This window comes from Vibrio sp. 10N.222.52.C3 (assembly GCF_041474195.1).
Taxonomy (GTDB): domain Bacteria; phylum Pseudomonadota; class Gammaproteobacteria; order Enterobacterales; family Vibrionaceae; genus Vibrio; species Vibrio crassostreae_C.
Genome location: NZ_JBFRTQ010000219.1, coordinates 1 through 8647 on the forward strand (window position 1 = coordinate 1; position 8647 = coordinate 8647).

6 protein-coding genes are annotated in these 8647 nt (G+C 38.9%); 3 read left to right on the forward strand and 3 right to left on the reverse strand.

Features of this window, described 5'->3' with window-relative positions:
* Positions 1-157 precede the first annotated feature (157 nt).
* From AB4517_RS22375 to AB4517_RS22385, 3 genes are all read left to right on the forward strand, one after another.
* Positions 158-1471 (forward strand): type VI secretion system ImpA family N-terminal domain-containing protein, encoded by a 1314-nt coding sequence (locus AB4517_RS22375; RefSeq protein WP_102429258.1) that lies wholly within the window; start codon positions 158-160, stop codon positions 1469-1471.
* Between the two features lie 61 nt (positions 1472-1532).
* The gene (gene tssM / locus AB4517_RS22380; RefSeq protein WP_372150050.1) at positions 1533-4925 is read left to right on the forward strand and encodes a type VI secretion system membrane subunit TssM; all 3393 of its coding nucleotides are present in this window, start codon (positions 1533-1535) and stop codon (positions 4923-4925) included.
* A 66-nt stretch (positions 4926-4991) separates the two neighbouring features.
* The gene (locus AB4517_RS22385; RefSeq protein WP_017062578.1) at positions 4992-5444 is read left to right on the forward strand and encodes an Lrp/AsnC family transcriptional regulator; all 453 of its coding nucleotides are present in this window, start codon (positions 4992-4994) and stop codon (positions 5442-5444) included.
* Positions 5445-5473: 29 nt separating this feature from the next.
* Here AB4517_RS22385 and tssG read toward each other — a convergent pair whose 3' ends face one another.
* Genes tssG through tssE form a run of 3 tightly spaced genes read right to left on the reverse strand, consistent with a single transcriptional unit; the run spans position 5474 to position 8638 of the window.
* Positions 5474-6472 carry a type VI secretion system baseplate subunit TssG gene (tssG, locus tag AB4517_RS22390; protein ID WP_372150053.1) on the reverse strand — a complete coding sequence of 333 codons (999 nt, stop codon included), beginning with the start codon at positions 6470-6472 and terminating at the stop codon, positions 5474-5476.
* Complete coding sequence (gene tssF, locus AB4517_RS22395; RefSeq protein ID WP_076668620.1) at positions 6469-8217, reverse strand: type VI secretion system baseplate subunit TssF; 1749 nt, start codon at positions 8215-8217, stop codon at positions 6469-6471. Before tssF ends, tssG begins: the two co-directional genes overlap by 4 nt.
* Before the next feature lie 10 nt (positions 8218-8227).
* Positions 8228-8638 carry a type VI secretion system baseplate subunit TssE gene (gene tssE, locus AB4517_RS22400; protein ID WP_017067543.1) on the reverse strand — a complete coding sequence of 137 codons (411 nt, stop codon included), beginning with the start codon at positions 8636-8638 and terminating at the stop codon, positions 8228-8230.
* Positions 8639-8647 lie beyond the last annotated feature (9 nt).

Sequence of the window (8647 nt, forward strand, 5' to 3'; positions counted from 1 at the left end):
GTGCTGAAATTAAGAACTTTTCAAATCTTTTAACATTCAAATTATGCTGTTTGACTATAGAATCCTTGAAAAATATAAATAAAAAACAAGCGAGGCTAAATTTATTAGTTATCGCTAAATTTCGATTTCGTTATATATACAGTTGGATATCAAGATTATGTTCTCCTCAGATTTCACAAGACGGCCTATTGACGAAGAAAAGCCTAGCGGAACTAACCCAAACGCATTAGATGATTTTACAGAGATAAAACGTCAAATTAATAACCTTAATAAGGTGACAGGGAGAGTATCTTGGAAAAAGGTTCAGTCTCTTTCAAAAACGATACTTTCGAAAAACAGCAAAGATTTCCGTTGTAGTTGCTACTTTACTGTCGCAGCAACACATAATGATGGCTTAAAAGGTTTAGCTGAAGGACTCAGTTCTATTCTGGACTTATGCGTCGTTTATTGGTTTACCGCATATCCAGAAGTTACAAAATCAAACGCAAGGATTGGGGCGATAGACTGGATGGTTGAACACACAGAAAAACGAATAAAGTCGATTAAAACAAACCCCGACGACGTACTGCTGATCGAAACTTGCCATCGCTTATGTATGAGAATTGAAGAAGAACTAAGACTACATTACGGTATAAAAGCACCTTCATTAGGTGGGGTACGTCGAATCTTAAAGCAATGGGTTGATGAACATAAAGAGACCGAAGCAAACCTGCGCGAAGCAGAGAATCAACGAAAGTACCGAGCTCCAGAAGAAAATAAACAACCAACACCAGTGGCTCAACCATCAACCATTAAAATTGATGTGTCAAATAAGCAATCTGCAACAACATCGAAAGTCGACGATAAAACACCCTCTAATTATTTAGTCGTCTACCTGTTAGCCGGATTTCTTGCTTTAGCATTGTCCTCTCACTTCTTTTATAAGCAATACCAACTAAAAGATCTGACTAAACAAATCATCACATCTGATATCTCACAACTTAATGAAATAGCACATTCATTAAGATATGAATATGCTCCTATTTCTCAAGATGTTAGACCTAATGTCGTAAACCAATTAGACACACTAATGAAAGGTTGGGTTGCCGATCCAATCAAAGTGTATCAGATCGATATTTTAGACCGATTGACGCTTGATTTGACCAAGCTGTATCCGGACTCGTCTTCTATTCTACGATTACGCCAAGAGTTCACCAATGAACAAGAAAAGTTAAACACAGATTACGCCCAACTTCACCGACGCTTTTCTAACGCCAGGACTGTATTTGCGAATGTAATTAGAGGAAGTGAAAGTAAAAAGACAGCACGAGCTTATGAGTACAGTAACTCTCTTTTTCCATTGATTGGCCGCATTGAATATGCAGAAAAAGAACAACAACAAAAAGAACTACAGAAATCTCTTCGGATACTGAACGTCTATTTACACAAAATAAAAACCTTAGAATCAGATCTGTCAGCAAATAAACCGTAAAACTCATAAAACCGTCTTAAGACTCGGTATTACAACAAACTCAAAACAACGAAATAGGCTTATGTTAAAACACAAACTAATGAGGGACCCTGTTGTTATATCAACGGCCATTTTCCTCTTTCTTGCTGCTACGATCGCTGCAATCTATATCCTTTGGCTAGATATAACAGACAAGTTTTACCTATGGATTGCTTTAGGTGCTATAACAATTTTCTATTCGTTGTTTCAGGTAACGTTGTGGCTAAAAAAGAAAAACAACACTAAAGCCCTAAAGCTGGAAACAGAAGAAGAAGCATTAGCCATGGTCATCCGTCCGCTTCTTTCTGGTTCCAATAAAAAGCCAATCTATTTAATGATTGGCAATAAATACGCGGGTCGAACTCAGTTTCTACTTAACTCCAGTGCAATCAAGCCAATGGATCAGACTCGTACTGCAAAGAATGATTTTTTCGAATGGTATGAGTCAGACTCCGCCGTGTATATCAAACCGGATCAACGCCTATTGTTTCAAGAAGTATCAAGTAACGATAGCGCTCTGTGGAACACATTTGTAGATGAGGTCATTAAACACAAGCCTAGAAAGCCATTTTCTGGTTGCTTGTTTTTTATCGATTTTGAATTTCTAATTGTCTCTGAAACCGAACAAATCGATTACACGTTAACCGCGCTTAACCATCGATTAGAATCAGTAAGTGAAAAAACATCTTCAGCGATCCCTTTATATTTAATGATGTCTAAGCTCGACAAGCTAGAAGGATTTAAGGAATACATACACTTTAGTTCTTTAAAGACCTCGGTTGAATTTCTATCAATTCCATTAAAGGAAGCTAAAGGTGTATTTGTTGAGTACTACCATGATAGCTTCCGTAATTTAGTAAAAGTAATGGAGAGCAATGCGTTAGATTCGTCGTCTCACTCTAATGACGTTAACGAGAAGCAAGCCATATTAGCATTCCCTAAACAATTCGAATTGTGTCAGTCTGAAATTGCTTCTGTGATAGAACGACTTTCAGAACTCAATACTGGGTCTTATTCTCTTGATATCCGTGAAGTGTTTTTTATATCGAATATCCAAGGTGGTAGAAAATACAACCTATTAGCTAAGAGTTGCAGCAACTACTTTAACTTGCCGATCATTGCGTCGGAACATACTCAGTTAACAGAAACGCCCTATTTTACGCGTTTCTTAATGGACTCTCAGATCCTGCCTGAATCTGATTTCGCAGGTGAAAACAAGACTTACCTTAGGATGATCCAGAGGCAGAGCCGTCTAGCCGTTGCAGCTTCCATTATTTTACTAGGTAGTGGTGCTTACCTGTTTTCAACGACTTTAGATGACAACCTGAGAGTGATTAGTCAGCTTATTGGTATAGATGATTCACAATCGTCTTCCCCAAAAGGCAATTCTTTTGAAAGTTCTCTTTCAAGTGCGATCCAAACTGTACAACCATCTTATCAAGCATGGCTTAGTGGCTCACAAGCGCTAGATAATGAACTTGTGAATATGAATGTAAGTCGTCTCGATGAAAGTACGAAAATCGCTTATAACGCCCTCATAATGCAAATTAGAAACCACTTAATGCCAGTAATTGAGCAAGGTTATCGTTTGCAACTAACACAAAATCAAGACAACGTTAATAATGCACTGCCTTTACTAAAAGGTTACTTAATGTTGAATGATCCTACAAAACGCGAGATAAAATTTCTACGTCAGCAAACGATGTCAACGCTCCAAAAACTCAGTGATCAACCAGACACGATCACGACAGTGATGAAATATTTGGACGCATATTTCCGCACTGATTTTGAACCTGTATCGATCAACATGAATATGGTGCGTGCGACAAGACGTTCTCTACTCTCTAGTTCAAATGTAGATCTTGTGTACGCCAGCTTGTTACAACAAGCAGGTGACATTGATTTAGGCACTTTGAATTTACAGCGAGCAGTCGGTTTCGACTTTAATAATGTCTTCAACGACAACTTGGATCCTCAACGATTAGAAATCGATAAAGTTTACACATCTACAGGCTTCAGTACGTTTTACCGCCCTCGCGTCGATTTAATGTCGCAACAAGTCATCACCGACAACTGGGTATTGGGTTTGTCAAACCACGTAATCCCAACAGACAAAGAACAAGAGACATTCAAGAAGCAAGTAAGAAAAAAATATACGGATGACTACATCAGTTATTGGCGAAATGCTTTAAGCGAACTAAAAGTAAAGCGTTATAACAATATAGGGGAGATTACTAACGCCATTGATCTGATCTCTGGCCCATCTTCTCCGATGACAACGGTTCTAAAACAAGTTTATACAAACACGCAGTTTTCACCGATCGGTCAACAAGGAGCATTAATGGCTCAAGTTAACACTAAACTTACGGGTGCCGTAAAAGCAGCACCAGAACTCGTTGAAGAAGTTGTAAAGCCTGACTACTTATTAATGAAAAAAGTTGAACAAGCTTTCCACATCTTGAATCAATTGCAAATTAACGAAACCCCAAACTCCCCTACACCATGGGATGAAACGATAACTGCACTGAGCAGAGTTCGTACGTATATGAAAGATATAGCAGACGCACCGGACCCTCAAATGGCAGCGTTGTCTGCAGCACAACACCGGATGAGTAATACGGATGCCGATCCTCTGATTCGTTTAAAACAAATTGCACAAAAATCTCCTGAGCCAGTAAGAAGTTGGCTTTTAGACGTAGTTAACCAGAGCTGGTCCGTGATGATTTCTGAATCATCAAAAGGAATACAGACTCTTTGGTATAGTGAGATCTATTCTAAGTTCAAAGAGTTAGGTTTAGGAAGGTACCCTTTTGATCTAAGTGCAACAGAAGAAATTTCGATCGAAGACTTTGAGCTGCTTTTCGCATCGGGAGGCTTGCTTGATGCATTTATCGATAAAAATTTCGCTCCTTTTTATGACACAAACCTATGGACGCCAAAACAAGTAGAAGGTGAAATTATGCCTCTCTCACCAGAACTACTTGTTCAGTTAAGAAATTACAATGTCATCAGAGATACACTAATCAACAAGAGTACAAACCGTTTGTACCTTCCATTTAGTGCGAAGGTACTTGATCTGGATTCGAGTGCGATCAGAGCAAGCTTAAAAATAGCGGACTCAAATATCAACTATTACCATGGTCCCAGCAGAATTCGTGAACTTGAGTGGCCTCCTCAAAATGGAGATTTCAATATCAGTATAACAATTCAAGATGTAACAGACGAAGGTAAACAACATGTACTGAGCAAGAATGGTCAATGGGCTATCTATCGGTTATTTGGTGACTCAACGTTAACAAATACCCATAACGGTAGCTTCGTGAGTGATATAAAAGTATCAGGCAGAGATCTGAGCTTGCGAATCACTCCTTTGACTCAGAAAAACCCGTTTACGTTAGCGGAGCTGTATAACTTCACTCTACCCGAAGCCATATAGTAAAAATACAAATACAAATACAAATACAAATACAAATACAATAATAATTCAGAAAAGGCAGAACACATGATGTCCAACATTAGTTTACAAGGCTTAGACAAACTAGATCGTAAAATTCTTTCGAATCTACTCTCCAATGGGCGAGAATCGATTGCTAATCTTTCTCGCAACATCGGCTTGTCGCGAACAGCAGTCGCTGAACGCATCAACAGACTTGAAAAAACCGGTATTATCAAAGGGTATACGGCACAAATAAGAGTAGAAAATGACGGGAGAAAAGCGGCAAGTTATTTGCTAATTTCTTGTGAAAAAGGTAAGAAAAATGATGTAAGTAATGCATTAAAAGAACTACCTGAAGTCAGACTTACAAGCATTGTTGGGGGGACCTACGACATTATTTCTTTGATTGAAGCTCCTGATCTGCAATCAATACACCATTTATGTAATGAGATAGAGTCTTTCAATGGCATTCGCTCTCTCAATACAACAGTAGTGCTACACCAGCCAATCAGTCGTTAAAAATAAAGCCGCTCTTATGAGCGGCTTTTTTAAATGCCTCCAATTACTCTAATCTTCGCATCTTTCGTACCTGCTTGACCCAACCAAAAAGTTTGCCCCAAACTCGTCCCATCACCTTGACCGAGTTGGTTCTTTGGAACTGAGTCTAAATCAACGGTTAGCTTTAAATCCCAAGACATGGGGTCACGAAGAATAAAACGCATCAACCCCACTAAAGTTTTATGGAAATCTCCTCCATAGGAGAACTTTCGGAACGTCTCGAAATCAATGTTATCAATACAAAGATTAAACTTACCGTTTAGATCTGGGATGCTCTTACCTAAATGTAAATTTGAACCCAAAATACAATTCGTTCTATTTAATTGATTCCTTTGGCATTCGGCAATTTTTACTCTTCGAAAGACCCACTCTTCGATTCGAACACTTGGTAATGAAAAATAGTGCGCAACAATGCCAGAAATCAGTTTCGGAGAGCGTGTCCTGGTAGATAGCTGATTGACGTAAGACAAAATCTTTGCACGATCAAGCCCGATCGTATCAGACTCTTGAATAACATTAGACAACCCTGCTAGGTGCAGCATACGCCCAGAAAAGTCATCTGTTGCATCGCTTTGATACTGAACATGATAACGGTACTTTTTCCAAACACGATAGATTAAACTGGTATATCTATTATGAAAGAAATCAAAGAAGTCTCTAACTGGATTATCATCATCATCTCTACCTACTAATTTTTCTGTATAGTTCGTGGGCAAAGGTGAACTTGAACCGTGTAATCCTAAAAAGTTAGTTTCAATTCTCGAATAGTGCTCACCAGACCTTTCCATATGACTGATGAATTCCATATCACTTTTGGGGAAACAGAGGTTTGGTGAGACACTAAACGCAATTCTCTCTTGATAAAAATATTTGTTTTCACCAACCGCTACAAAATCACTGCCCGGTAATAGTTGGTAGTGCTTCTCTAACAACAAAACTGCTTGAAAAAAGCTAAATTCGTTTATTTTTTCTGATAATTCATCAATCATAAGATTGTTTGCTGTCCAGTTAAACTTGCCCATTGGTAGCTTTCGCCACTGCGTTCATCGTAGACTTCTAACTCTGTAAATGAGTTAACACTTGAATATAAGCGTATGAACTCATTCAATACATTTGCCATCAAAAACATGTCCCCTTCATTGACAAAAAAACTAGAGTTCATCTTAAGCTTAAATTGATTACCACGAACGGATACCCCTCTAAACACTCTATCGATAGGTTTCATTTCTGATGAGATAATGCCGTCAAGCCTGTGCAACGAAGCCCTATGAGCCTGCCTATCTACTCTAGAATGGAAGTCATATGTAGACAGTAAAACCTTGAGTACATCAATGTTAGAGAGCGATAGATAATTCAATGACATATTAGCAATCAGTTGCCATTGGAGTTCGCCATTCACTTGCGGGCTAACAGATTGCGTAGGTTTAGTAATATTACTAAACGTGGCGTAAGTTGGAGATTTATGTGTGGTATATATGATGTCTCCTACAGACAATCTTTCAGACAAATCTGCATTACTGCACAATAACTTCATCAAAACCGTTTCGGTTCCTAGGTCTGCAATATCCCCATTGTGGGTATGAAAAGATATATAACGCTCAAGCCCTCTTCCACTCACTCGCTCTGAAACTTTTGACTTGTAGAAATCACGTTTATCTCTTTGATTTATTTGGTGTTCAAATGACTCAAATTCAATAAGAGGTTTTCGTCGCCTTTCATTTTTGCTCCAACTTTCTACTTGGTTTATTGAATAAACTTCGTAGTGATCCTGGTTGTCACTCTGTGGCCGAACTTTATACTCATTGCGGCGATGTTCAAGCCGAATTGGGTCGCCATCTTTTTCGAATAGGTTCACAGCTGGCGTGCAATGTAACCTTAAGTGCTTATCTTTCAGGACAACTTCGGCAGGTAATGCTCTCTTAAAATGGAATTTAAGGTTCACGGTACTTCTTTGTGGTATCCCTTTTAGCCAATCGAGACCCGTAATATCAAAAAACATAAATTTGTCTGGCAAAGAAAAATATTCTTGTAACAAACGATAACCTGCAAATGAATTGTCGCTATATGGCAGTATCGCTTCGTCGTCTTGGTACCCAACCGGTTTAACAAATTCAGGTCCAAGTTTACGTTTATACCCACCGCCCACGTCTAACTCGACGTAGTCTAAGTATCTAAATATCCATAAGAAAAGAATTCTAGTTATATGGATCTCACCATGTAAATGAAACCTTAATTTATCTAACCCGATACGAGATAACTCTAGCCCATGTTCAGTCGCAAGTGTCACATCAACAGATGAGCTCGTTCGACTGTTGCTTTGGTCAATGCTTGTGATTTTTAAGGGGAAAAGCTCTACGTCATAGCAGGTTCTGAATAAACATTGCGTACCTTCCACTTGTTCACTAGCCATCTCAGCCCCACGCTTCACCACTGTTTTTTCAGTGACACTTCCTGAGTGTGGCGTTAGTTCGCTAATGCATAACGAAGGAATCGAGCGCATGTAATGTGGCCACAACAGCGTCATTAACGACTGAGTGAGCTCTGGGAGTTCATCATCAATCTTTTCTCTAATACGGCCAGTAAGAAACGCAAAACCTTCAAGAAGACGTTCTACATCAGGATCGAATGTTCCTTCAGATAAAAAGTTGGTCAGTTTGGGATTGTACTTGGCAAATTCGCTGCCGGATTCTCGTAGATATGTGAGTTCATCTTGAAAGTATTTACTGTTACTCAATGGGCACCTACTAAACGTTAAATTGGCCGTCAGTTCCCATATAGACATCGATAGACATCGGAACTTTTCCACCGTTGTGTAAGACTTCTCCGCATATGCCAAAGCCTAATTGAAGAGGGTTGTTGTGATTTTCTCGGTAATGTACTTCAACGCTTCGTAGCCGAGGTTCGAAGCTTTCTATTGTGGAAGTGATGTTCTTTTGGATGTGACGAACTAAATTGGTGTTGTTCGATAGAACATCATTGAAATCAGGTAAGCCATATTCCCCATCGATCATTGCATTACCCGCATGAGTATTAAGCAAATCAGCAAGGTGCAGATGAATGGATTCAATTAAATGCCTATGTGAAACCACTTTTTCATAACAGTTTTTCGGCTCACCAAGTTCAATTCGTTCTAATAATCGGTAACCTTTTTCCATATAACACTC

Bases quoted from the DNA above. Each gene is read 5' to 3' on its own strand.
- AB4517_RS22375 (WP_102429258.1), top strand. From the start codon at position 158: ATGTTCTCCTCAGATTTCACAAGACGGCCTATTGACGAAGAAAAGCCT.
- tssM (WP_372150050.1), top strand. From the start codon at position 1,533: ATGTTAAAACACAAACTAATGAGGGACCCTGTTGTTATATCAACGGCC.
- AB4517_RS22385 (WP_017062578.1), top strand. From the start codon at position 4,992: ATGATGTCCAACATTAGTTTACAAGGCTTAGACAAACTAGATCGTAAA.
- tssG (WP_372150053.1), bottom strand. From the start codon at position 6,472: ATGATTGATGAATTATCAGAAAAAATAAACGAATTTAGCTTTTTTCAA.
- tssE (WP_017067543.1), bottom strand. From the start codon at position 8,638: ATGGAAAAAGGTTACCGATTATTAGAACGAATTGAACTTGGTGAGCCG.